Raw genomic sequence first — 22,087 nt, forward strand, 5'->3', positions numbered from 1 at the left:
TTGCCAGAACCGCAGACTAACGATCTCAGGTAAGGGTCGGCCGTGAAATCCTGGAAAATCCTCTTTTCATTCCTGATTATGCTTGCAGCTTTTGTGCTGCCTTTTAAAGCCGCGCTGGCACAAGATGATCAATGGCCCCGCACGATCAAGCACTATTCTGGCGAGCTGATGCTAAAGTCAAAGCCTGTGCGGATTGTCTCGACCGCTCCAAGCCTCACCGGAATTCTGCTTGCGATCAATGCGCCGGTTATCGCGAGCACAGCGACCACACCCAGCATGTTGACTGACGACAAGGGCTTTTTCTCGCAATGGGCAAAGGTCGCGGATGAACGCGGTGTTGAGGTGCTCTATTCCAACCTCGATTTCGATATTGAAGCAATTATTGCACTGGAGCCAGATCTTGTCGTGGCATCAGCGACGGGCGCCGACAGTGTTCTTCAGCATTATCCTGAGCTGAAAGCGCAGGGTATTCCAACGATGGTCGTGAATTATTCCAATCAAAGCTGGCAGGATATTGCAGCCGAGTTTGGCAAGGCTACCGGCCTGGAAGACGAGGTTGTGGCAGCGGTTGCGCGCTTTGATGATTATGCAGCCAAAGCGGCCGCCACCATAACTCGCTCCGATGCACCCGTCAGCATTGTCGGTTATAATATCGGCAACAGCTATTCGATTGGTAAGGCAACAAGTGCGCAGGGGCAATTGCTTGAAGCGCTTGGTTTCAAGGTCGATGGGTTGCCTGAAGCGCTGGCAAAGCAGGTGACGCGCAGTTCCGATTTTGATTTCATTTCTCACGAGAACTTGTCCGCAGCTATCACCGGCAAAACCGTGTTTTTGCTGCGCGGCGTCGATGCTGATGTAACAGCCTTTTTGAATGATCCGGTTCTGGCAAATCTACCTGCTGTCAAGGAGAAACAGGTTTACCCATTGGGTGCCACGTCTTTTCGGATTGACTATTATTCAGGGATTCAGCTGATTGATATTGTCGCCGCGCATTTTCGTAAATGACGTCTGATCCGACTTCACTTTCTGATCGAAGCCGGGCTTTGCGCGTCTCGTTACGCCAGCGGCGAATGTGGGGTCTTTGTGCCGGTCTGCTTGTGCTTGGCATAGCGGTTCTCGCCAGCCTTGCGCTTGGCTCCAGGTCAATACCTCTTGGCGATACATTGCAGGCTATGTGGTCGCCGGATATCCAAAACGACCAGCACCTGATTATTCGCGAGTTGCGTATCCCGCGCACAATTGTTGCTATCCTCGCGGGCCTTGCCTTGGGTGTCGCTGGCGTGGTGATGCAGGCGGTCACGCGCAATCCTTTGGCAGAACCGGGACTGCTTGGCATTAATGCGGGTGCGGCGGTCGCCGTCATCCTTGGTATTGTTGCCTTCAATCTGACATCGATGGTGCAATATGTCTGGTTTGCGTTTCTTGGCGCAGGTCTTGCAGGCGTTGCCGTGTTTATTCTGGGGCGAAGCAACGGAACCGGCACCAATCCGGTGAGGCTGGTTCTTGCGGGTGCTGGCGTATCCGTAGTCCTCGCATCCGTTACCGGGATCATCATTATCAATGCGCCATTGGCCGTTTTTGATCAGTTTCGCCACTGGTCTGCCGGTTCGGTCGAGGGCAGAGGCTATGATGTGATTGCAGTCCTGGCCATTTCCGTTGTGCTTGGATTGATCATTGCCTTTTCCATTGCAGGCAAACTGAATGCGATCGCTTTGGGCAAGGAGCTGGGGGCCGCACTTGGCGTCAATGTCTATTCAACATGGCTGCTATCCTGCTTGACTGTGATGCTTCTGGCAGGTGCTGCCACTGCTGGAGCCGGGCCGATAGGTTTTGTCGGTCTCGTCGCGCCGCATCTCGCACGTGCAATCGTTGGACCGAACTATCGTTGGATTTTGCCTTACGCGGCGTTGTTTGCAGCCATTCTTTTGCTTGGTGCGGATATCATCGGACGAGTAATTGCAGCCCCTTCAGAAGTGGCGGCGGGCATCGTTTCAATGCTGATCGGTGGACCGTTCTTTATTTTCGTCGTTCGTAGATTCCGGTTGTCCAAGCTATGAGGGACGTGAAGAAATCTGTTTTGCGCATTGGCAGCTTCTCTATTCAGTGGCGGAAGAGGGCACTTATTGTCTGTGGCCTGCTGCTGCTTACCGCTCTGGTACTTGGCATCCTGCATATTGGCACAGGCACAATGTCTTTCACGCCAGCCGAGATCATCAAAAGTCTTGTGGGTGAAGGTGCCAGTCCGACAGTCGACCGTATCATCATGCGTGTGCGTCTTCCGCGTCTTGTGACCGCACTTTTTGTAGGTGCATCTTTGGGAATGGCCGGATCGATTTTTCAGTCGATATCGCGCAACGCCCTCGGATCACCGGATATTATCGGTTTCACGACTGGGGCTGCGACAGGCGCAATCGTTCAGATCATCCTGTTCAATGCAGGCCCGTTTGAGACGGCCTTGGCCGCAGTTTTGTCGGGCATAGGCACAGCGCTTATTGTGTTTCTGCTGTCAATGAAGGGGCGCACGACGGGCGGCTACAGGCTTATTCTGGTGGGCATTGGAATCGGAGCGGTGCTCTCGGGCATCAATACGGTTTTGTTGGTGGTGGGTGATTTGGATCAGGCGGCTTCCGCACAGCTCTGGCTGGCCGGATCGCTGAATACGAGAACGTGGTCGCATGCGATCCCGGCTATTCTGGGCTTTGTCGTTGTCGTACCGATTGCGATCTATCATGCGCAGCGCATTAACCTGCTGGAAATGGGTGACGACGCTGCGAGCCAGCTTGGCGTTCGGGTCGAAACCACCCGTCTGATTATGGTTCTGGCGGCGGTTGGACTGACATCGGTTGCGACGGCCGCCGCCGGACCAATTGCCTTTATCGCACTTGCTGCTCCGCAACTTGTGCGACGCTTGACCCGCTCATCGGCAGTGCCTTTGCTTGCCAGCGCTTTGATGGGCGCGGTTCTGCTTGTGGGAGCCGATCTCGTCAGCCAGCACTTTCCGTTCAATGTAAAAATGCCGATCGGACTGACAACAGGTTTGTTGGGCGGCGTGTATCTTCTCTGGGTGCTCGCGCGCAATCGCCGGATTTCCTGAGAACATATCTTGCAGCTGAATTGCCACTGATCAGGAATCAATAAAAATGCACTTCACGTGCAGGCTGAACTGCTCGATCATGCTTATCTTTATGATTTTTGGAAAGATCTGATCGGAAAACTGGAGCGGGCGAAGGGATTCGAACCCTCGACCCCAACCTTGGCAAGGTTGTGCTCTACCCCTGAGCTACACCCGCTCGCGCCAGTCATTTCCGTCAGGCAGGCGCTATATGGACTAACGACTTTGAGATTGCAACAGGGAAATTAGCGGAAAATGCTGTTTGTTGCGAAGAAACTACCGAATTCGATCTAATTAATTGAAATTATTATATTTATTTTCCTTTGAGGAGTTGTTGATCAAGTGCCGACAGGTAGACGGAGTGCAGCTTATGCGCTTTCTATTGGGCGACATCCACACTGGAGCGCAAGAGATTCTAGATTCTGAGTGATTCACTCATGCGAAGCGAAACCCGCCCTTTCGGCCTTTGAAAATGTCTACGATATTGCGTGTTCAGCTGGGTGCATTATGAGTGTATAAAATCACGAAACAGCGTGAGACAGTCTGACTACTTGGGGAGTAGGGTTAAGCATGCCTCTGACATCGCATGAACTTCACGACTATCTGAAAAGCCTCGATATCGAGGTTACAACAGTCGAGCATCCGCCATTGTTCACGGTTGCTGATTCACAGCATCTGCGTGGGGAAATCGCCGGTGGGCACACCAAGAACCTGTTTCTGAAAGACAAGAAAGACAATTTCTTTCTGGTGACGGTAGACGAGGAAGCGGTTGTCGATCTCAAGTCGATCCACCAAATCATTGGTGCCAGCAGCCGTGTTTCGTTCGGCAAGCCTGAAAAGCTGATGGAATATCTCGGTGTCGTGCCCGGCGGTGTGACGGTGTTTGGTGCGGTGAATGATACCGACCATAATGTTCAGATCATTCTGGATGCTGGGTTGATGGAAAACGGCATCATCAATGGCCATCCTTTGACCAATGAAGCGACGACATCAATCAAACGCGATGATCTGATCCGATTTCTTGCCGCCACGGGGCATGAGGTGCGCATATTGGCTGTATCAGAGGATGCGAAAGCGGCATCATCGGTATAGACTGCGCTTTGACGTCTCGATTGTGAAAGCGACTTGAAATTGGCCGCTGTAAATACGAACTGAAATATCGAAACCAGCTTGGTGCTGTCCTATATGCATGCTGGAAGACATAAGGAATATCAGATGACGAGCCAGAACAATCCTTATTCGAGTGCAAGCGGACAAATGACCGGCAATGTGTCGTTCGGCACCACAACGACAGCCGTTGGTGGTGGCGATCTTATCAAGGACACCACGACTGCGGGCTTTCAGGCGGATGTTCTGGCGGAATCGCGCAATCAGCCTGTGCTTGTTGATTTTTGGGCGCCATGGTGCGGCCCTTGCAAGCAGTTGACGCCGATTATCGAAAAAGCCGTGCGTGAAGCGGGCGGGGCGGTCAAGCTGGTGAAGATGAATATTGACGATCATCCGTCAATCGCTGGCCAGCTCGGCATTCAGTCCATTCCAGCGGTCATTGCCTTCGTCAATGGCCAGCCAGCAGATGGCTTTATGGGCGCTCTGCCGGAATCCAAGGTCAAGGAATTCATCGCCAAGATTGGCGGCCCAAGCGATCAGGAAGCAGCGATTGCCGAAGCGGTGAATGCGGCCAAGGAATTGGTTGAGGCAGGCGATTTTGTTCAGGCTTCGCAGATATTCTCGTCGATCCTGCAAGTTGCACCGGATAATTTGGATGCAGTAGTCGGCCTTGCGACGTGCTTGCTTGAATCAGGTGATGCAGACAAGGCGCGGGAAATTCTGACAAGCTTGCCCGAAGACAAACATGATGCAGCGCCTGTACGCGCGCTCGAGGCCCGCCTTGCGCTTGCAGATCAGGTGAAGCTCATCGGCGATCCAATTGAACTGGAACGCCGCGTGCAGGCCGATCCAAAAGACTATCAGGCACGGTTTGATCTTGCGCAGGTGCGCAATGCGCAAGGGCGACGTGAAGATGCGGCTGATGAATTGCTGGCAATTATGAAAGCCGATCGCACCTGGGAGGACGATGGAGCGCGCAAGCAGCTTTTGCAGTTCTTTGAGGCTTGGGGCAATACTGACCCGGCAACTCTGGGCGCACGGCGCAAGCTTTCGTCGCTCCTGTTCTCCTGAACAGGCGCGGTGCAATCATTTATCGAGGCGCTCCGAAACAGTTCTACCTCTTCGGAATGCGCTCTAAGGGAGAGTGTAATGCAAGTGGGCAATGCCCGTTACCGGACGGGCGCTGATATACCGGAGCTGGTGTCGATCTTCCCATTGAGAGGCGCGCTGCTTTTGCCCGGTGGACAGCTGCCGCTGAATATTTTCGAGCCTCGCTATCTGGAAATGGTGGAAGATGCGCTGGCCGGAAAGCGGATTATCGCCATGATCCAACCGCGTATTGAAGAGGGTCAGGATGACGAGGACGACAGTGACAGATTTGACGAGACTGCGCGACCGCAGTTGAGCCAGGTCGGATGCCTCGGGCGTATCACTACATACGCAGAAACCGGAGATGGGCGTGTCCTCATTACGCTACAGGGCATATGCCGGTTCAGGGTGCTGGATGAAATCAACTGCCGCAAGCCTTATCGTCAATGCCGGATTGCACCGTTTTTGGCGGACTTGGAAAACGCACCTGATCTGGGTGAAATCGACCGTGATGCGCTGCTCCGAGCTTTCCGAGATTATCTTGAAGTGCATAGTCTGGAAGCTGATTGGGACAGCATTTCGCGTGCGGGCAACGACACATTGGTCAATGCTTTGTCGATGATGTCGCCTTTCGGACCCGCCGAAAAGCAGGCATTGCTGGAAGCGCCTGATTTGAAAACACGCGCAGCGACGCTAATCGCCATTACAGAAATGGTCCTTGCCAAGGTCAAGGATGATTACGGTTCGCGCCTGCAATGAATGCATGAGTGCTTAGAGCATGTCTCCCAAAAGTGGGAACCGCCTTCGCGGGAAAATCAGTCCACCGGACTGATTTCTGGCCCCGCTACGATGGGATAAAGACGTGCGTAAAAACAAACAGTGAGACGCATTTCTAACGATTCTGCTTAAACAGGAAATTCTCTAGGAAAAGCCAATGACTGAAAATGAAAACACCGGCAATATCGACGTCAAGCTGCTTGAATTGCTTGTGTGCCCTTTGACCAAAGGATCACTGAAATATGATGCAGAAAACAGTGAGCTGATTTCCGAGAAAGCCAAGCTTGCCTATCCGGTTCGGGGTGGCATCCCGATCATGTTGCCGTCGGAAGCGCGTACGCTGGAATAGGGTCTAGTCGGTCTCTGATCTCGACTCACAACTGCTGTTATATAATTTCTACATATCCTCTGTTCTTTTTCATAAATTTCACGTTGCTGGTTGTTGCTTGCCACGCGAGGGGGCTCTATAACCCTCGCGGAACTTGAAAGCACGATTTCGGAATCTGATTTCCCTGCCGTTATTGTGCGAGAAAAAACAGAGGCTTGGCATTATGGCATCCAGAAAACTCCTTCTCCTGCCCGGTGATGGCATCGGTCCTGAAGCAATGGCTGAGGTCCGCAAAATTATCGCTTTCCTCAACTCCGGTCTTAATCTCGGTTTTGAAACCGATGAAGGTCTGGTTGGCGGATCGGCATATGATGCGCATGGACAAGCTATTTCTGATGCCGATATGGAAAAGGCGCTTGCTGCGGATGCTGTGCTTTTCGGTGCCGTTGGTGGTCCGAAGTGGGACAGCGTGCCTTATGAAGTGCGCCCGGAAGCAGGCCTCCTGCGTCTGCGCAAGGATTTGGCACTCTATGCCAATTTGCGCCCGGCAATCTGCTATCCAGCGCTTGCTCACTCATCGTCGCTGAAGCCGGAAGTGATCGAAGGTCTCGACATTCTGATCCTGCGCGAACTGACCGGCGGTGTTTATTTCGGTGAGCCGAAGGAAATCATCGATCTGGGCAATGGCCAGAAGCGCGGTATCGACACACAGGTTTACGACACTTACGAAATCGAACGCATTGCCGATGTGGCTTTTGAACTTGCGCGCACCCGCCGCAACAAAGTCACGTCGATGGAAAAGCGCAATGTGATGAAGTCGGGCGTCTTGTGGAATCAGGTCGTTACGGCGCGTCACAAGGAAAAGCATTCCGATGTAGAACTTGAGCATATGCTGGCTGATGCTGGCGGAATGCAACTCGTCCGCTGGCCTAAGCAGTTCGACGTGATTGTCACCGACAATCTGTTCGGCGATATGCTTTCTGACGTTGCAGCAATGCTGACCGGTTCGCTCGGTATGTTGCCATCTGCTTCGCTCGGTGCTGCCGATGCCAAGACCGGTAAGCGCAAGGCGCTTTATGAGCCAGTACATGGCTCCGCTCCCGACATCGCAGGTCAGGGCAGCGCCAATCCGATTGCAATGATTGCGTCGCTCGCCATGTGCTTGCGCTATTCGTTCAATCTGATTGATGAAGCTGATCGTCTGGAAGCAGCAATCGCTGGTGTTCTCGATGATGGTCTGCGCACGGCCGACATCTGGTCGGAAGGCAAGACCAAGATCGGCACCGTCGAAATGGGCGATGCGATCCTTGCGAAGTTCAAAGCGCTTTCGGCTTAATTGCTGGTCGAATAATTATTGACGAGCCGTCGTGTGAACACCACACGGCGGCTTTTTTGTTTTGCGCTCTAATCCAACTGCAACGTAAAATCTGCAAAGACGCCAGCGATCAGCAGCGCGATAAAGAAATACTGAAATCCTTTGCGTTTTAAGCGCATGGCGAAGAGTATGGCTGCGGTTTCAACCGCAAACAGGATGAATTCGCCCAGATAGGACTCTTTGTGGTCAATTGAGAATTGCGGACCTGTGCCATTCAGGAATTGTATCAGGTTGAGAAAGATGAAAAGCGAAAAGAGCCATATCTTTCTCGATAGAAAATAGCTCTCGTAGTCGCCATATTCTTTAATGTCGTCGGGAGTTAGTGTAACGCAGACGAAGAAGAGGCTGAAGACATAGAGCAGGTCAAGCACATAGGTGTAGACATTGTAACTCTTTGTTCCGCTTTGGAATAAATACTCCCACCAGAACTGGATGATCCAGAGAAATACAACGACGACCCACCCAATATGCATATAGGATATCTTATGCTTGTTGGGATGCTGGACGAATTTGGACGCGAAGATGAGCAGTCGTGACAGGCACAGGCTGATGCCCATGCCATTGATAATTCTCATATGAGAAAAAGCATCAGCGGCGCTGATGGTGGTTTCAACTCCAGAAGGCAATTTCCACCTGTATCTATAGCTTCACGACGATGATCAATAACTACCGTTTCTTGATGAATAGCGCGTTGTTTATTGAAAATGAAACGAATTGTTCTGTTGTGGTAAAGCGGTTGTCAGTACATGACAGTTGATTGTGTAGTGGAAAATAAACGCCCGATTTCCGGCTGCAATTTCCAGCGTAGACACTAAGAATGGTAAGTATGTTAAACACGCTTCCAAATCCGAGCGTCTTGTATGACGCATTGCTTGCCCGTGACGCGGCTTATGAGGGCAAAGCGTATGTTGGTGTCCTTTCAACTGGCATTTTCTGCCGGTTGACCTGTCCGGCAAGAAAGCCGCTCAAAGAAAATTGCAGGTTCTTTGCTTCTATTCCCGAATGCATAGCCGACGGTTTCAGGCCGTGCAAAAGATGTCATCCGTTGCAGCCAGCGGCGGAAGCAGACGCATCTGTGGAACGTTTGTTGAAGGCACTGGAGGCGCAGCCTCAACGCCGTTGGAGTGAAGATGATGTGGCGGGCATGGGGCTTGACCCATCCACGGTGCGCCGCAGTTTCAGAAGACATTTCGGTATTACGTTTCTGGAGATGGCGCGACAGGAGCGATTGCGGCAAGGATTTCAGGCTTTGGCTCAAGGTGATCGCGTCATTGATGCGCAGGTGGATGCCGGTTTTGAATCGCCCGATGCTTTCCGCAATGCCTTCGCCCGGATTTTGGGACTGCCGCCTGCGCAGTTGCAAAAAGATGGGTTGCTGCGTGCCGACTGGATCAGAACGCCGCTCGGCACGATGATCGCGGTATGTGATCAATCGTCCCTACATCTACTGGAATTTGCCGACCGCAAAGCTCTGCCGCAAGAGCTTAAAAAGCTGCACAAGGCTTGTCATGGCGCAATCGGTATCGGGCGCTATCCCGTTCATGATCAGCTTGAGCAGCAGCTTGAAGCATTTTTCGCAGGTCGATCTGCTAAATTCGATATTCCGCTGGTCTATCACGGTAGCGAGTTTACGCGCGATGTCTGGCGCGAATTGCAGAACATCGGAGCAGGCGAGACCCGAAGCTATAGCGAGATCGCAAGGGTGGTAGACAAACCGCTTGCAGTGCGCGCCGTGGCCCGCGCGAACGGTGCCAATCAGATTGCGATCATCATTCCTTGTCATCGCGTGATTGGCGCAGACGGATCATTGACGGGCTATGGTGGCGGGCTTTGGCGCAAGCAAAAGCTGATCGAGATCGAAGCGCAATATCGCTGATAGAGCGCCGTGCGCTCTATTGGGCGCTACACAAGGTCGCTCCATCGGGCTAAATTATACAGTCGTCTTCACAAACGAAAACGCCGCCCATGAGGCGGCGTTTCCGTGTTTTGAACACCTTACAGATTAAGCGATCTTATTGAGATCGACATCTTTGGTTTCCTTAACGAACAGGATGCCAATAACCAGTGTGATCGTTGCAATGATGATCGGATACCAAAGACCGTAATAGATATCGCCCTTGGCGGCACTCATCGCAAAGACGGTTGCTGGCAGAAGACCACCGAACCAACCGTTGCCGATATGATATGGCAAAGACATGCCTGTATAGCGGATACGGGTCGGGAACATCTCAACAAGGATAGCTGCGATCGGACCATAGACCATCGTGACATAGATCACGAGGACAGTAAGAATTGCGATCGTCATGACCCAATTGATCTGCGATGGGTCCGCAACCATCTTGAAAGCACCGGCATTCGGGATGGTGTAGACAGCCTGCTCAGGCTGAGCTGCCGCATCGGCTTCTGCCTGCGTGATGATCTTGTTCTTGACGAGATCTGCACTCGACATGCTTGCTTTTTCGCCCGCACGAATGGCTTCCGCATTCAGTGCCAGTTCCGGATTGGCTGCGATGAATGCATCGAGCTTGGAATCTGCAACTTTTGCCGGGCTACGAATCAACGGCCAACCTGCCTTCTGCAAAGCTAGATTGATGTCGTGGGTCAAGCCAGCCTGCTTGGCAGTTGCTTCTGCACCAGCCTGGATCGCATCGAAGGACGTCACTGTTGAGTCGCCGATTTTGATGGTTGCGGGCTGTCCTGCAGGGCCGGTTACGACATCATAGGGAACAGCACTGCGCGACAGGAAGCTCGTTGCGATATCGCAGGAACTGGTAAACTTCGATGTGCCGGTTGCGTTGAACTGGAAGTTACAGTCGCCCGGTGCCGCAGTAACCGTGGCGCGGATCGTCTGTTCAGCTTGAGCAAGTGCAGGATTGGCAGCCTGTGTCAGTGCCTTGAACAGCGGGAAGTAGGTGACTGCTGCAAGAAGCAGGCCCGCCATGATGATAGGCTTGCGGCCAATCTTATCCGAGAGCCAGCCGAAGACGACGAAGAAGCCGGTGCCGAGAATAAGCGCCGCCGCGACCATGATGTTTGCCGATTGGTTTTCGACTTTCAACACGTTCTGGAGGAAAAACAGTGCATAAAACTGACCGCAATACCAGACAACGGCCTGACCCATTGTAAGACCGAACAGAGCGATAAGGGCAATTTTAGCATTTTTCCACTGACCGAATGCTTCCGTAAGTGGTGCCTTGGATGTTTTTCCTTCTTCCTTCATTTTTTTGAATGCCGGGGATTCGCTCATCTGCAAGCGGATCCAGACCGAAATACCCAAAAGAACAATCGAAACCAGGAAAGGAATACGCCAACCCCAAGCCGCAAAGGACTCAGTGGTCATGACATTCTGAATGCTAAGGATGACCATCAGCGAAAGGAACAGGCCCAGTGTCGCTGTTGTCTGAATCCAAGACGTATAGAAGCCGCGACGGCCATTTGGTGCGTGTTCGGCAACATAAGTTGCAGCGCCACCATATTCACCGCCGAGCGCCAGACCCTGCAACATGCGCAGAATGATCAGGATTGCGGGTGCGACGATACCAAGAGTTGCCGATCCGGGCAAAATACCGACGAGAAAGGTCGATGCGCCCATGATGACGATGGTCACAAGGAAGGTATATTTACGACCGACGAGATCGCCGATGCGTCCGAAGACGAGCGCGCCGAACGGGCGCACGAGAAAGCCTGCTGCGAATGCGAGCAAGACGAAGATATTACGGGTTGTTTCAGGATATTCATTAAAGAACGCCGCGCCAATAAAGGCAGCCAGTGTTCCGTAGAGATAAAAGTCGTACCATTCAAATACTGTGCCGAGTGAAGAAGCGAAAATGACCTTCTTTTCTTCACGCGTCATTTTTTGCGCGCCGACCTTGGCGCTCGATTGAACTGACATAAGGTTCCTCCCAACAGCATTTTTGCTGACGTGCGTGGACGTTCTCCTCCAACTTCCGCGCACTTTTTCCACGAGAGCATGATGAACTGAATCGTTTAATCCGTTTATTATCTTTTAGTATGAGAAAGGCGCGGCCTTAACTGAAAGCCGAAAGGTCATGTGCAGCGGCGCCAAGACAAATTGGACGGGCACGGCTGTTCGCAGTAGCATTTCACTTGGGCATTATTCTGGGAGAGAAAGAAATGGACCGTTTTACAGGTGGTTGTCTGTGTGGCGATGTTCGGTTCGTCGCTTTCGGGGAACCTTATCGCGTAGGCATTTGTCACTGCCTCGATTGCCGCAAGCAACATGGAGCACTGTTTCATGCCTCGGCGATTTTTCCTGAAGCTGGGGTTACCGTGGATGGAGAGACGCGCGATTATGAAGGGCGGTTTTTCTGCCCGCGCTGTGGCTCGTCTGTTTTTTCCCGTTCAGGGGATGAGGTTGAGATTAACCTCGGCTCGCTGGATGACATTGATCAGTTTACCCCGACCTATGAGCTCTGGACTATTCGCCGTGAGTCCTGGTTGCCACCGTTTCCCCTCCAGAACCGATATGATCGCGACCGTACAACAATGAGTCGCTCCGAAGACTAGGCTGTTGAACCGGGGGTAAGGTGCATTTTGGACACTCCGCACTGCTCGTTAGCGGACGAATTGGAATGATTATCCAAATACGACGCAAATCAGCCTGTTTTCGTCGAATTGGCTTTTTTCCTTGGGCTTTGGGTGCTAAGTCGCTCTCGCGACAAATGCCGACAAACTTATATGGCGAAATCATCAACATGCCCCAAAATCTCGCGGCGACGACATTTGTGGATTGATCTGGAGCACATCCCGAAAAGTGGGAGCCGGTTTTCGGACCAATTAATCCAGAAATGATCTATGTCGCTGAGAGAGCACTGTGCCCCTGCCGCATAATCCTTAGATCCGGATCGGTTTAAGGTAGAATTACGCGGCAAATTTAAATTATTAGAGCGTCCTTTGTGCGCCCGGTAGCACACACTGCGTTCTAGGCCTGGAAGCCCCAACTATGACTGCACGTCTTTCATTCGCGCGTGAGCGTATCAATGTTCTTCTTCTCGAAGGCATCAACCAGTCTGCTGTCGATTATTTCAAATCGACTGGCTACACCAACGTCGTTCATATGCCGAAGGCGCTCGACAAGGCCGATCTGATCGAAGCGATCTCATCGGCGCATATCGTCGGCATTCGCTCGCGCACACAGCTCACCGATGAAGTGTTTGAAGCAGCGCAGCGCCTGATCGCGGTCGGTTGTTACTCGGTTGGCACCAATCAGGTTGATCTCAAGGCTGCACGCAAGCGCGGCATTCCGGTTTTCAATGCACCTTTCTCCAACACGCGCTCTGTGGCTGAGCTGGTGATTGGTGAAATCATCATGCTGATGCGCCGGATTTTGCCGCGTTCCAATGCGGCTCACACAGGTGGCTGGGACAAGAGTGCAACCGGCAGCCGGGAAGTGCGCGGCAAGACGCTGGGCATCGTTGGCTACGGCAATATCGGTTCGCAGGTCGGTAACCTCGCCGAAAGCCTCGGCATGACGGTTCGTTATTTCGACATGACCGACAAGCTGCAATACGGCAACGTAATTCCGACCGAGACACTCGACGAATTGCTCGAAATTTCGGACGTGATCAGCCTGCATGTGCCATCGACCAAGTCGACTGCCAAGATGATTACCGAAGCGAAGCTGCGCAAGATGAAGAAGGGCGCCTTCCTTATCAACAACGCGCGCGGTTCCGTGGTTGATCTGGAAGCCTTAGCGAAGGTTCTGAAAGAAGGCCATCTCGCCGGTGCCGCGATTGACGTGTTTCCGGTCGAGCCCGCTTCCAATAAGGACCCTTTCGTTTCACCATTGCAGGGCCTGGAGAATGTCATTCTCACCCCGCATATTGGCGGCTCAACCGAGGAAGCGCAGGAACGTATCGGTCTTGAAGTCACCCGCAAGCTGGTGGAATATTCCGATGTGGGCTCGACGCTTGGTGCGGTCAATTTCCCACAGGTGCAGCTGCCTGCACGCCCAAGCGGCACGCGTTTCATGCATGTGCACGAAAACCGCCCGGGGATTCTCAACAGCCTCGTGAATATTTTCTCCTCGCATAACATCAATATCGTCAGCCAGTTTTTGCAAACCGATGGCGAAGTTGGTTACGTCGTGATCGAAGGCGACGCGATGGAAGATCATGCCGAAGATGTACTTCAGGCGATGCGTGAAATTCCGGGCACCGTGCGGACGCGTCTCCTTTATTGATTTTAATCAGCTTTAATCAAAGGCCCGCGCAGCATTCACCGCGCGGGCCTTTGCGTTTCAATATCGCAACGTAATAAGCGGGATTGTTCCTGTATTTTTGAGCAGTTTTGTTGCGCTTCACTTCGAGAAATCATTGACTCTTTCTTCAAAGGGCTTAAAAGCGCAATCGGAAAAGGAGACAATCCCGTGAACGCTTCTTGCGCATCACATAGCCTGTGTGGACTGAATGGCCTCATCGCCATCGGTGCCCTCATGGCGTCCGTTTCCAAAACTACCACGGCCACTTGCATTAAAACGACCACCAAAACGGTCTGACCCCTTGGCCTGCTCGCCCTCTCTCCCCGGGTCCGGCCCAGGGAAAAGGCCCGCTGGTCGCGGGTTTTTATGGAAGCGGAGAGGACAGGAGAAGGTAAATGGGTTTTAAGATTGCAGTCGTCGGCGCCACCGGAAATGTCGGTCGCGAAATGCTCAATATCCTCGAAGAACGTGGCTTTCCGGCTGATGAAGTCGTAGCTCTCGCTTCGCGTCGCAGCCAGGGTACGGAAGTGTCCTATGGCGACAAGACGCTGAAGGTAAAGGCGCTCGACCAGTACGACTTCTCCGATACTGACATTTGCCTCATGTCCGCTGGTGGAAATATTTCCAAGGAATGGTCGCCAAAGATTGGTGCGCAGGGTTGCGTCGTTATCGATAACTCGTCCGCATGGCGTTATGACTCCAATGTGCCGCTCATTGTTCCGGAAGTGAACCCTGACGCTATTGAAGGCTTCCGCAAGAAGAACATCATTGCCAATCCGAACTGCTCCACAGCGCAGCTCGTTGTGGCACTCAAACCTTTGCACGATGCAGCCACGATCAAGCGCGTTGTCGTTTCGACCTACCAGTCCGTCTCGGGTGCTGGCAAGGAAGGCATGGATGAGCTGTTCCAGCAATCGCGTGCTGTGTTCGTTGCTGATCCTGTGACGGCACAGAAGTTCACCAAGCGCATCGCGTTTAACGTGATCCCGCATATCGACGTCTTCATGGAAGACGGCTACACCAAAGAAGAATGGAAGATGGTGGCCGAAACCAAGAAGATGCTTGATCCGAAGATCAAGCTCACCGCTACAGCTGTACGCGTTCCGGTGTTTATTGGGCACTCTGAAGCGGTCAATATCGAGTTTGAGAACCCAATCAGCGCTGAAGAAGCTCGCGAAATTCTGCGTGATGCACCGGGTTGTCAGGTCATTGATAAGCACGAGGACGGTGGTTACATCACGCCTTATGAATCGGCAGGCGAAGACGCCACCTATATCAGCCGTATCCGCGAAGATATCACTGTCGAAAACGGTCTCGCCATGTGGATTGTTTCTGACAATCTGCGTAAGGGTGCTGCTCTCAATACGATCCAGATTGCAGAACTTCTGGTCGCTCGCGGCTTGATCACACCAAAGGCGCTGGCTGCTTAAAGCATTTCCAGCAAAAGTGGGAACCGGTTTTGCGTTCGGAAAAGCGTAAAAAGAAATAGTTACAGCGGTTCCAACGATTCAATATGAACTGGAACCGCTGTAATCAGTCATTTATGATTTGAAAACAAAAGCGCCGGGAAACCGGCGCTTTTTTGTTAGCGCGGCACACTATCCGTAAGATTGCCGCGAATATCGAGCAATCGCGCACGCATATCTTTCAGTTCTTCCAATGGTTGGCCCAGCGCGCAGAAAATCTGTTCAGGGATACTTTCCGCAGCTTCACGCAATGCTCGGCCTTCATCTGTCAATGTGATGCGCACCTGACGCTCATCCTGCGGATCGCGGCGGCGCTTGATGCGGCCCGCCGTTTCAAGGCGCTTGAGGAGCGGCGTCAATGTGCCGGAATCAAGATTAAGCTTACCGCCAATTTCCGAGACCGTCTGATCGTCCTTTTCCCAGAGGACCAGCATGACCAGAAATTGTGGATAGGTGAGGTCGAGCTTGCTCAGGATTGGCTGATAGGCGCGCGTCAGTGCGTTCGCGGTCGAATAGATCGCAAAGCAGACCATATCTGATAGGTGCAAGTGGGAATCTTTGCGGTCGCTGTTCATGATCCACCTTCCTTATCTCGACTATACGCTATGCACAATTGAATTGCGCGTCACATAATCGTGAAAATAAATTTTGCAAAATTAGATTGCGAACAATTTAATTATTTGCAACTCTGTCGGCGGAGATAAGTTCACAAACAGGAGAAGTCATATGTCCATTCTCTATACCACACAGTCGACCGCAACCGGCGGACGGACCGGCAGTGCAAAGACCGCTGACGGACGTCTTAGTGTCGTTCTTGATACACCAAAGGAACTGGGCGGTTCAGGCGGTGAGGGTACCAATCCGGAACAGCTTTTTGCTTCCGGTTATGCGGCCTGCTTTCTTGGCGCACTGAAATTTGTGGCTTCCAAGGAGAAGGTTTCGATTTCAGCTGACAGCACCGTGACCGCAACTGTTGGCATCGGCCCGCGTGAAGATGGCACGGGCTTTGGCCTTGATGTTGCTCTTGAGGTTGACCTGCCGGGTGTTGACAAGGCCAAGGCCGAAGAGCTGGTCAATGCTGCACACATCGTCTGCCCGTATTCGCACGCAACCCGCGGCAACATTGATGTTCGGTTGAGCATAGCCTGATCTGAAGAAATAAAGGCGCCCGTCGGGGCGCCTTTTGTTTTGTGATATCCTGCATATTTTTAGCAGGAAGTTATTTCGATGGGTACTCTGCCGGAGATTGATAAGTTGCGTGCTACCTGTGCGAGAATGGAGCGACGATATCTTTTGAATCAAGCAGTCGATGGGCAGCCCTTATGGCCATCAAATTTTTGATCGAAGAAGGCGTTATAAAGTCAAAAGTTTAATGCGTTGATTTTATTGAGTGCAGCTTCCACTTGCCCACGTGGCTCTGCTGCCAGTGGCAGAATGGGTCGCGGCGGTTCGATCTTCGCAAGGCCAAGAAGGTCAGTAATCACATACATGACGCGGAAGCTGCCGAAGGTTTTGAACAGTTCCCATAGCGGCTCAAAAGCGGCATTGAGACGCTCTGCTTCTTTTTGATTGCCGCTTTGTGAAGCGCGTGCCAGCGCCAACGATTGAACCGGCAATAGCCCGGCTGCGACGCTGTAGAAAGCGTCGGCCCCTGCGAGCAGGGCAGCCTTTGCGCCCCAATCGCCGCTGTAACCGATGGCGAAGTCATCGGGCGTTACTGCCCGCAACTTCGCGATTTCTGCAGCGTAATCATCATTGGCGGGCAACGGCATTTTAATCGCTTTGATATTTTTGACATGCGCCAGTCGCACGATCAGTTCATCACTGAACACGAATTTGGTGGTCCCGGGATTGTTGTAGACGCAAAGCGGCAGCGCGGTTGTCTCAGCCACCGCTTGGAAGTGTTGGAAGACTTCCTCCGGGGTCAGTGGCGTATAGGATACCGGAGCAAGCAAAAGCCCGTCTGCGCCAGCATTTTCGGCATCACGTGCCAAGGCCTGTGCGTCATCGGTGCGCAGTGCGCCCACGCCAACGATAATCGGGGTTTTGCCACCGATGCATTTAACGGCTGTCTGAACCGCGTGTTGCCGCTGTTCGCGTGTGAGAAAGGCATATCCGCCAGTGCTTCCGAGAAGGCCGATTGAATCTGCGCCTGCCGCGTGAATGCGCTCAAGGAAACGCCACAGCGTCTCCTCCATGAGGTTGCCTGCTGCATCAATGGGTGTGAGCGGGAAAGCGGAAAGGCCCTTGAAAAATTCCATATAGCGTCTCGTTTCTCAAACAGTTTCAGCGTGACAGAAGCAGACGGATACCGGCCAGACCAAAGACTGCTGCCAATATACCTTCGATCCAGCGACGAGCGCTGCGATACAAACGCACCATGGGTGCCGTTGAAAACACAATGGCGTAGCCGCAGAAAATTGTGATGCTAAGCACAATACAACCGCCAAGAAAAGCAACCAAATGTGACCATGACGAGTTAGTACCGAGACCGAGTGTCACTAAGGCAATCCAGGACAAAATGGATTTGGGATTGGAGAGATGCAGCAGCAATCCACGCCGGTACAGTTCGCCGCCTGAGAGAAATGCCTCACCATTGGGCGCTCGGGTCGCGATTTTCGCATCCGATGTCATGGCGGCGCGTCCGGCCTTGAAGGCCAGATAGAGCAGATAAAGACCGCCAAAGATTTTAAGAATAATCAGTGCTTCCGCGAAGCGTGTGAGGATCGCCGAAACGCCAGTCGCAGCCATCAAGCCCCAGAAGATCGAGCCGGTCACAACACCGGCGGCGAACATAAGTCCCGCCTTTCGACCCTGATTCATGGCGACGCCCATAATGCGCATATTGCTTGGGCCGGGACTGCCGGCGGCAATGACATAGGTCGTGTAAACGAGGAGAAGCTGGTAGATGGCCGGGGACACGCTCATGATCGCTACTCTTATTGCTTTGCGAGAAGCTATATCATTCCCGCCAAGCAATATCTGTACGCGATTGTATCGAAATCTACGGAAAAAACGCCGAAATTGTCACCATTTTGGTCCGATGTGGCAAAACGCAACCATTCATCACGTCCGCGTTGCTCTAATCAGCATGCGCTTCGAGCGCTTCCATATCGTCATCTGAAAGGCCGAAATGGTGGCCAATTTCGTGAATGAGCACGTGGGTGATGATATCGCCGAGCGTTTCTTCGTGCTCAGACCAGTAGTCGAGAATGGCGCGACGGAAAAGTGTGATGCGGTTCGGGCTATCACCCGTTTGCAGGCTGAAACGCTCACCAATGCCCACACCTTCAAACAGGCCAAGAAGATCGAAAGGCGTTTCCAGCCCAAGGTCTTCGATGATCTGTTCTTCAGGGAAATCAGCGATCTGAATGATGATGTCACCGCAAAGCGCGCGGAATTCCTGCGGAAGATGCGCTAACGCTTCGATCGCAATGGATTCGACTTCATCAAGCGAGGGCGAGAGACGTCCCGCCCAGTCGCCGCTTTGATCTTCTCGGGCCATTTCAGCCAACCGGGTCCTATTCAATGATTCAGGCCGCCGGGCTCTCTGGCAATGAGCTTGTAATACTAAAAGCCATTATGCCCAGGGACGCTGTTGGGCGTTCTGTGCCTCGAACGTGTCGATGCTGGTTGCCTTTTCCATGGTCAGACCGATGTCATCGAGGCCATTGAGCAGGCAGTGACGCTTGAAGTCGTCGAGGTCGAAGGAAATCGTGCCACCATCGGGGCCGTGAATTTCCTTGGCGTCAAGGTCGATCGTCAGCGTTGCGTTGGCACCGCGCGATGCATCGTCCATCAGCTTGTCGAGATCTTCCTGGCTCACCTTGATCGGCAGAATGCCGTTCTTGAAGCAGTTGTTGTAGAAGATGTCGGCGAAAGAAGTCGATATTACGCAACGAATGCCGAAATCAAGCAGTGCCCATGGCGCATGTTCACGCGAAGAGCCACAACCAAAATTATCGCCTGCTACCAGAATCTGGGCATTGCGATAGCCAGGCTTGTTCAGCACGAAATCCGGGTTTTCGGTTCCGTCTTCGTTGAAGCGCATTTCAGCAAACAGACCCTTGCTCAGACCCGTGCGCTTGATCGTCTTCAGATAATCCTTAGGGATAATCATGTCCGTATCGATATTGACGATCGGCAGGGGGGCGGCAACGCCCGTGAGCTTGGTGAACTTATCCATATCTGGAGCCTGTCAGTTTGGTATTTGCAAATTTGAAGACTGGTTTACATCAGCATGACACAGAGTCAATGTTTCTGGCCACAAGTGCCCAATAGGTCGCAACCTAGAGCATGTCGCGTTTTATCGCCCCCATCGCTCTAGATTCATTTAATTGGCGCATGCTCGCGAACGCTAAATGAGCCATTTAACTGCAACATGCTTTGGCGGCCTGTTCTTGGAACGGGCCGCCATGTGTTTAAAGCTTGAGCGCAATACCACCAGCCTCGACACCTGTGAGGCGGCGCGACTTGCCGTCAGCACCCACCACAACGGTAAAGCGTCTGCGCAGCATCGACAGGTTCGGTGAAACTGCGACATTGATCGCAGGTTCAAACTGCAGTGTGATGCGCCACAAGTCACGCTTGATCGTTTCTTCCACACCAACGATGCGGGCATCGAAAGGCGTAGTGTGGAACATGCCAGAGACACGTTGCCCAACGCGATAAGGTGCTGTGTCGTCCTGAGCGGGCGTCGCTGCTTCGTTTTCGTGGCTTGTGGCAGCAAGCGTATTCCAGTCACGCGTACCCGATTGGCGGGCGACGAGGTCGAGCGCCTTTCCGTGGCTGATGGTGATACCTTCTTCGCCTAAAGCCTGACGTAATCTACGGGCCTGATGCTTGAAGTCAGTCGTCATTTGCCCAGCAGTTGCTGTGGTCATTGTTTTCGCTCCTGATTGTGAGCGGCGTTTTCATGAACGGGTGCCCGCATTGCCGTTTCTGCCGTCACCGGAACAAAAACGAAAACCAGAATGCTTTACCATGGCCTAAGGCTGCGGACGGCAGGTGCATTCCAACCGATGGCTTGAAAATAGGCGGCCATGAGGCGGAATTCAAGTCCCATGAATGTGTGGGGATGGCGCTTGCACCTTGACGCCGTTCAGTGCACAAATTGTGTATGAAAACAATTGCTCGTCCGCGTCGTTCTGTATTGTTCGTGCCTGCTTCCAATAGCCGTGCGCTTGAAAAGTCACTGACGCTTGCAGCTGATTGCGTGATTTACGATCTGGAAGATTCTGTCGCGCCCGAAGCTAAAACGACTGCACGCGACGCGCTTGCTGCGCATTTTGCAGAGCATCCGAGGGCTGGTTTCGAACGGGTTGTGCGGGTCAATGCAGCCGATACTGAATGGGGCAAGGCTGACGTGGCTGCTGCGGCTAAAATCGGGGCTGATGCTGTGCTTCTGCCGAAGGTGGAACGACCGCAGGATGTTATCGATACGGCGAACCGGCTTGATCGCAACGATGCGGATCTAGATGTGCGTGTATGGGCAATGATCGAGACGCCCCGTGGCATTCTCAATGCAGATGAAATTGCAGTTCTCGGACATCGTTCCGCAGCAAGGCTCGGTTGCTTTGTGGTTGGGCCGAACGATATTGCGCGGGCGACTGGTGTACGCCCGCAGGCCGGGCGGCCGTATCTTACCCCATGGCTCATGCAGATCATTCTCGCGGCACGCGCTGGCGGTATTGATGTGCTTGATGGCGTTTATAACGACTTTCGCGACAGCGTTGGCTATGAAGCCGAGTGCATACAGGCGGCTTCAATGGGCTTCGACGGCAAGACGCTCATTCATCCTTCGCAAATTGAAGCGGCCAACCGGGCCTTTTCACCATCAGACGAAGATGTTGCGCATGCCCGCGCAGTGATTGCCGCCTTCGCGCAGCCAGAAAATGCGGATAAGGGCGTGGTGTCGCTGGACGGACAGATGGTCGAGCGCCTGCATCTCGAAATGGCTGAGCGTCTGCTCGCGAAATCCAATTCATAATCATGACAAAGGAAGAAAGACTATGAAGCTCTATCGTTTCATCACTGGCCCGGACGATTCTGCATTCTGCCACCGCGTTACCGCAGCGCTGAACAAGGGTTGGCAGCTTTACGGCTCCCCGACCTATGCATTCAACGCGGCAACGGGGGTTCTGCATTGCGGTCAGCCAGTGGTGAAAGAAGTCGACGGCGTCGATTACACGCCAGACATCAAGCTCGGCGAATATTGATGGCCGTCCGCCGCATCGTTTCCAATATAGCGGCTGATAATCTGTCGGCCGCGAAGCGTTTCTATGGAGACGTGCTGGAACTCGATGTGGTGATGGACCACGGCTGGATCGTGACCTATGCCGCCGATGCGGAAGCGCGGGTGCAGATCAGCTTTGCCACTGAAGGCGGATCGGGCACGCCAGTGCCCGATCTTTCCATCGAAGTCGATGATGTTGATGCAGTGCTTGAGCGGATGACTGCTGCTGGGTTTGCTGTCGAATATGGACCGAGTGATGAAGAATGGGACGTGCGCCGTTTCTTTGTGCGTGATCCTTACGGGCGCCTTGTGAACATTCTCAGCCATAAGAACTGAAAAGGCCAGTTTCCCGGCCTTTCCATTGAAAATGCGTGTTTT

24 protein-coding genes and 1 tRNA gene are annotated in these 22,087 nt (G+C 52.9%); 16 read left to right on the top strand and 9 right to left on the bottom strand.

The window, feature by feature from the left end; all coding sequences use genetic code 11:
• Positions 1-42: 42 nt before the first annotated feature.
• The 3 genes from fepB (at position 43) to OIV19_RS10485 (ending at position 3,094) form a co-directional block, all read left to right on the top strand.
• Complete coding sequence (gene fepB / locus OIV19_RS10475) at positions 43-1,005, top strand: Fe2+-enterobactin ABC transporter substrate-binding protein (protein ID WP_264231596.1); 963 nt, start codon at positions 43-45, stop codon at positions 1,003-1,005.
• Between the two features lie 65 nt (positions 1,006-1,070).
• A complete protein-coding gene (locus tag OIV19_RS10480) occupies positions 1,071-2,057 on the top strand; it encodes an iron ABC transporter permease (protein ID WP_264231633.1) in 987 nt (328 codons plus the stop codon).
• Positions 2,054-3,094 (top strand): FecCD family ABC transporter permease, encoded by a 1,041-nt coding sequence (locus tag OIV19_RS10485; protein ID WP_151091125.1) that lies wholly within the window; start codon positions 2,054-2,056, stop codon positions 3,092-3,094. The genes OIV19_RS10480 and OIV19_RS10485 overlap by 4 nt, the downstream gene beginning before the upstream one ends.
• Positions 3,095-3,215: 121 nt before the next feature.
• Here OIV19_RS10485 and OIV19_RS10490 read toward each other — a convergent pair.
• A tRNA-Gly gene (locus tag OIV19_RS10490) sits at positions 3,216-3,290 on the bottom strand.
• A 392-nt stretch (positions 3,291-3,682) separates the two neighbouring features.
• On the opposite strand from OIV19_RS10490, the gene OIV19_RS10495 reads away from it, so the two are divergent.
• The 5 genes from OIV19_RS10495 to leuB all read left to right on the top strand — a co-directional run bounded on the left by OIV19_RS10495 (position 3,683) and on the right by leuB (position 7,749).
• Positions 3,683-4,204 carry a prolyl-tRNA synthetase associated domain-containing protein gene (locus OIV19_RS10495; RefSeq protein WP_151091124.1) on the top strand — a complete coding sequence of 174 codons (522 nt, stop codon included), beginning with the start codon at positions 3,683-3,685 and terminating at the stop codon, positions 4,202-4,204.
• A gap of 123 nt (positions 4,205-4,327) precedes the next feature.
• The gene (gene trxA / locus OIV19_RS10500) at positions 4,328-5,290 is read left to right on the top strand and encodes a thioredoxin (RefSeq protein WP_264231597.1); all 963 of its coding nucleotides are present in this window, start codon (positions 4,328-4,330) and stop codon (positions 5,288-5,290) included.
• Positions 5,291-5,368: 78 nt separating this feature from the next.
• Positions 5,369-6,067, top strand: coding sequence for an LON peptidase substrate-binding domain-containing protein (locus OIV19_RS10505; RefSeq protein ID WP_264231598.1), 699 nt, complete (start codon positions 5,369-5,371; stop codon positions 6,065-6,067).
• 175 nt (positions 6,068-6,242) lie between these two features.
• Positions 6,243-6,434, top strand: coding sequence for a Trm112 family protein (locus OIV19_RS10510; RefSeq protein WP_264231599.1), 192 nt, complete (start codon positions 6,243-6,245; stop codon positions 6,432-6,434).
• A gap of 202 nt (positions 6,435-6,636) precedes the next feature.
• On the top strand, positions 6,637-7,749 hold the full coding sequence (leuB, locus tag OIV19_RS10515) for a 3-isopropylmalate dehydrogenase (protein ID WP_024897614.1): 1,113 nt from the start codon (positions 6,637-6,639) through the stop codon (positions 7,747-7,749).
• Between the two features lie 68 nt (positions 7,750-7,817).
• Here the strand turns inward: leuB and OIV19_RS10520 are convergent, their stop codons facing one another.
• Positions 7,818-8,414 carry a hypothetical protein gene (locus OIV19_RS10520; RefSeq protein WP_264231600.1) on the bottom strand — a complete coding sequence of 199 codons (597 nt, stop codon included), beginning with the start codon at positions 8,412-8,414 and terminating at the stop codon, positions 7,818-7,820.
• Between the two features lie 200 nt (positions 8,415-8,614).
• On the opposite strand from OIV19_RS10520, the gene OIV19_RS10525 reads away from it, so the two are divergent.
• Entirely contained in the window at positions 8,615-9,664 is a 1,050-nt protein-coding gene (locus OIV19_RS10525) for a trifunctional transcriptional activator/DNA repair protein Ada/methylated-DNA--[protein]-cysteine S-methyltransferase (RefSeq protein WP_264231634.1), read from the top strand.
• Positions 9,665-9,790: 126 nt separating this feature from the next.
• Here OIV19_RS10525 and OIV19_RS10530 read toward each other — a convergent pair whose 3' ends face one another.
• Positions 9,791-11,680: an MFS transporter gene (locus OIV19_RS10530; RefSeq protein ID WP_264231601.1), complete on the bottom strand. Its 1,890-nt coding sequence runs from the start codon at positions 11,678-11,680 to the stop codon at positions 9,791-9,793.
• 242 nt (positions 11,681-11,922) lie between these two features.
• Between OIV19_RS10530 and OIV19_RS10535 the strand changes: the two genes are divergently transcribed.
• The 3 genes from OIV19_RS10535 (at position 11,923) to OIV19_RS10545 (ending at position 15,438) form a co-directional block, all read left to right on the top strand.
• On the top strand, positions 11,923-12,315 hold the full coding sequence (locus tag OIV19_RS10535) for a GFA family protein (protein WP_191793357.1): 393 nt from the start codon (positions 11,923-11,925) through the stop codon (positions 12,313-12,315).
• 436 nt (positions 12,316-12,751) lie between these two features.
• Complete coding sequence (gene serA / locus OIV19_RS10540) at positions 12,752-13,990, top strand: phosphoglycerate dehydrogenase (RefSeq protein WP_151091116.1); 1,239 nt, start codon at positions 12,752-12,754, stop codon at positions 13,988-13,990.
• A gap of 413 nt (positions 13,991-14,403) precedes the next feature.
• Positions 14,404-15,438, top strand: coding sequence for an aspartate-semialdehyde dehydrogenase (locus OIV19_RS10545; RefSeq protein ID WP_151091115.1), 1,035 nt, complete (start codon positions 14,404-14,406; stop codon positions 15,436-15,438).
• 155 nt (positions 15,439-15,593) lie between these two features.
• Here OIV19_RS10545 and ohrR read toward each other — a convergent pair whose 3' ends face one another.
• On the bottom strand, positions 15,594-16,049 hold the full coding sequence (gene ohrR, locus OIV19_RS10550) for a transcriptional regulator OhrR (protein ID WP_151091114.1): 456 nt from the start codon (positions 16,047-16,049) through the stop codon (positions 15,594-15,596).
• Positions 16,050-16,200: 151 nt separating this feature from the next.
• Between ohrR and OIV19_RS10555 the strand changes: the two genes are divergently transcribed.
• Complete coding sequence (locus OIV19_RS10555) at positions 16,201-16,623, top strand: organic hydroperoxide resistance protein (protein ID WP_264231602.1); 423 nt, start codon at positions 16,201-16,203, stop codon at positions 16,621-16,623.
• 212 nt (positions 16,624-16,835) lie between these two features.
• Here OIV19_RS10555 and OIV19_RS10560 read toward each other — a convergent pair whose 3' ends face one another.
• From OIV19_RS10560 to OIV19_RS10580, 5 genes are all read right to left on the bottom strand, one after another.
• Positions 16,836-17,735, bottom strand: coding sequence for a dihydrodipicolinate synthase family protein (locus OIV19_RS10560; RefSeq protein WP_264231603.1), 900 nt, complete (start codon positions 17,733-17,735; stop codon positions 16,836-16,838).
• A 25-nt stretch (positions 17,736-17,760) separates the two neighbouring features.
• Positions 17,761-18,402 (bottom strand): LysE family translocator, encoded by a 642-nt coding sequence (locus tag OIV19_RS10565; RefSeq protein WP_264231604.1) that lies wholly within the window; start codon positions 18,400-18,402, stop codon positions 17,761-17,763.
• Between the two features lie 154 nt (positions 18,403-18,556).
• Positions 18,557-18,979, bottom strand: a complete 423-nt coding sequence (locus OIV19_RS10570; RefSeq protein WP_095445036.1) for a metallopeptidase family protein — start codon at positions 18,977-18,979, stop codon at positions 18,557-18,559.
• 75 nt (positions 18,980-19,054) lie between these two features.
• Positions 19,055-19,660 (bottom strand): 3-isopropylmalate dehydratase small subunit, encoded by a 606-nt coding sequence (gene leuD, locus OIV19_RS10575; protein WP_095445035.1) that lies wholly within the window; start codon positions 19,658-19,660, stop codon positions 19,055-19,057.
• A gap of 235 nt (positions 19,661-19,895) precedes the next feature.
• Positions 19,896-20,357, bottom strand: a complete 462-nt coding sequence (locus OIV19_RS10580; protein WP_151091111.1) for a glyoxalase superfamily protein — start codon at positions 20,355-20,357, stop codon at positions 19,896-19,898.
• Positions 20,358-20,593: 236 nt separating this feature from the next.
• On the opposite strand from OIV19_RS10580, the gene OIV19_RS10585 reads away from it, so the two are divergent.
• The 3 genes from OIV19_RS10585 to OIV19_RS10595 are packed head-to-tail and all read left to right on the top strand — an operon-like array spanning position 20,594 to position 22,045.
• Positions 20,594-21,463: an HpcH/HpaI aldolase/citrate lyase family protein gene (locus OIV19_RS10585; RefSeq protein ID WP_264231605.1), complete on the top strand. Its 870-nt coding sequence runs from the start codon at positions 20,594-20,596 to the stop codon at positions 21,461-21,463.
• A 22-nt stretch (positions 21,464-21,485) separates the two neighbouring features.
• On the top strand, positions 21,486-21,692 hold the full coding sequence (locus OIV19_RS10590; RefSeq protein WP_007877777.1) for a DUF1737 domain-containing protein: 207 nt from the start codon (positions 21,486-21,488) through the stop codon (positions 21,690-21,692).
• On the top strand, positions 21,692-22,045 hold the full coding sequence (locus OIV19_RS10595) for a VOC family protein (protein ID WP_151091109.1): 354 nt from the start codon (positions 21,692-21,694) through the stop codon (positions 22,043-22,045). The genes OIV19_RS10590 and OIV19_RS10595 overlap by 1 nt, the downstream gene beginning before the upstream one ends.
• Positions 22,046-22,087: the final 42 nt, after the last annotated feature.

It is taken from the genome of Brucella sp. HL-2, assembly GCF_025846885.2.
GTDB classification, from domain to species: domain Bacteria; phylum Pseudomonadota; class Alphaproteobacteria; order Rhizobiales; family Rhizobiaceae; genus Brucella; species Brucella quorumnocens.

Coding starts and splice junctions, on each gene's coding strand:
- OIV19_RS10585 (WP_264231605.1), top strand. CDS start 20,594: ATGAAAACAATTGCTCGTCCGCGTCGTTCTGTATTGTTCGTGCCTGCT.
- OIV19_RS10590 (WP_007877777.1), top strand. CDS start 21,486: ATGAAGCTCTATCGTTTCATCACTGGCCCGGACGATTCTGCATTCTGC.
- trxA (WP_264231597.1), top strand. CDS start 4,328: ATGACGAGCCAGAACAATCCTTATTCGAGTGCAAGCGGACAAATGACC.
- OIV19_RS10480 (WP_264231633.1), top strand. CDS start 1,071: ATGTGGGGTCTTTGTGCCGGTCTGCTTGTGCTTGGCATAGCGGTTCTC.
- leuD (WP_095445035.1), bottom strand. CDS start 19,660: ATGGATAAGTTCACCAAGCTCACGGGCGTTGCCGCCCCCCTGCCGATC.
- OIV19_RS10560 (WP_264231603.1), bottom strand. CDS start 17,735: ATGGAATTTTTCAAGGGCCTTTCCGCTTTCCCGCTCACACCCATTGAT.
- OIV19_RS10580 (WP_151091111.1), bottom strand. CDS start 20,357: ATGACCACAGCAACTGCTGGGCAAATGACGACTGACTTCAAGCATCAG.
- OIV19_RS10570 (WP_095445036.1), bottom strand. CDS start 18,979: ATGGCCCGAGAAGATCAAAGCGGCGACTGGGCGGGACGTCTCTCGCCC.
- OIV19_RS10525 (WP_264231634.1), top strand. CDS start 8,615: ATGTTAAACACGCTTCCAAATCCGAGCGTCTTGTATGACGCATTGCTT.
- OIV19_RS10485 (WP_151091125.1), top strand. CDS start 2,054: ATGAGGGACGTGAAGAAATCTGTTTTGCGCATTGGCAGCTTCTCTATT.
- ohrR (WP_151091114.1), bottom strand. CDS start 16,049: ATGAACAGCGACCGCAAAGATTCCCACTTGCACCTATCAGATATGGTC.
- OIV19_RS10535 (WP_191793357.1), top strand. CDS start 11,923: ATGGACCGTTTTACAGGTGGTTGTCTGTGTGGCGATGTTCGGTTCGTC.
- OIV19_RS10510 (WP_264231599.1), top strand. CDS start 6,243: ATGACTGAAAATGAAAACACCGGCAATATCGACGTCAAGCTGCTTGAA.
- OIV19_RS10530 (WP_264231601.1), bottom strand. CDS start 11,680: ATGTCAGTTCAATCGAGCGCCAAGGTCGGCGCGCAAAAAATGACGCGT.
- OIV19_RS10565 (WP_264231604.1), bottom strand. CDS start 18,402: ATGAGCGTGTCCCCGGCCATCTACCAGCTTCTCCTCGTTTACACGACC.
- OIV19_RS10595 (WP_151091109.1), top strand. CDS start 21,692: ATGGCCGTCCGCCGCATCGTTTCCAATATAGCGGCTGATAATCTGTCG.
- OIV19_RS10555 (WP_264231602.1), top strand. CDS start 16,201: ATGTCCATTCTCTATACCACACAGTCGACCGCAACCGGCGGACGGACC.
- serA (WP_151091116.1), top strand. CDS start 12,752: ATGACTGCACGTCTTTCATTCGCGCGTGAGCGTATCAATGTTCTTCTT.
- leuB (WP_024897614.1), top strand. CDS start 6,637: ATGGCATCCAGAAAACTCCTTCTCCTGCCCGGTGATGGCATCGGTCCT.
- OIV19_RS10505 (WP_264231598.1), top strand. CDS start 5,369: ATGCAAGTGGGCAATGCCCGTTACCGGACGGGCGCTGATATACCGGAG.
- OIV19_RS10545 (WP_151091115.1), top strand. CDS start 14,404: ATGGGTTTTAAGATTGCAGTCGTCGGCGCCACCGGAAATGTCGGTCGC.
- OIV19_RS10495 (WP_151091124.1), top strand. CDS start 3,683: ATGCCTCTGACATCGCATGAACTTCACGACTATCTGAAAAGCCTCGAT.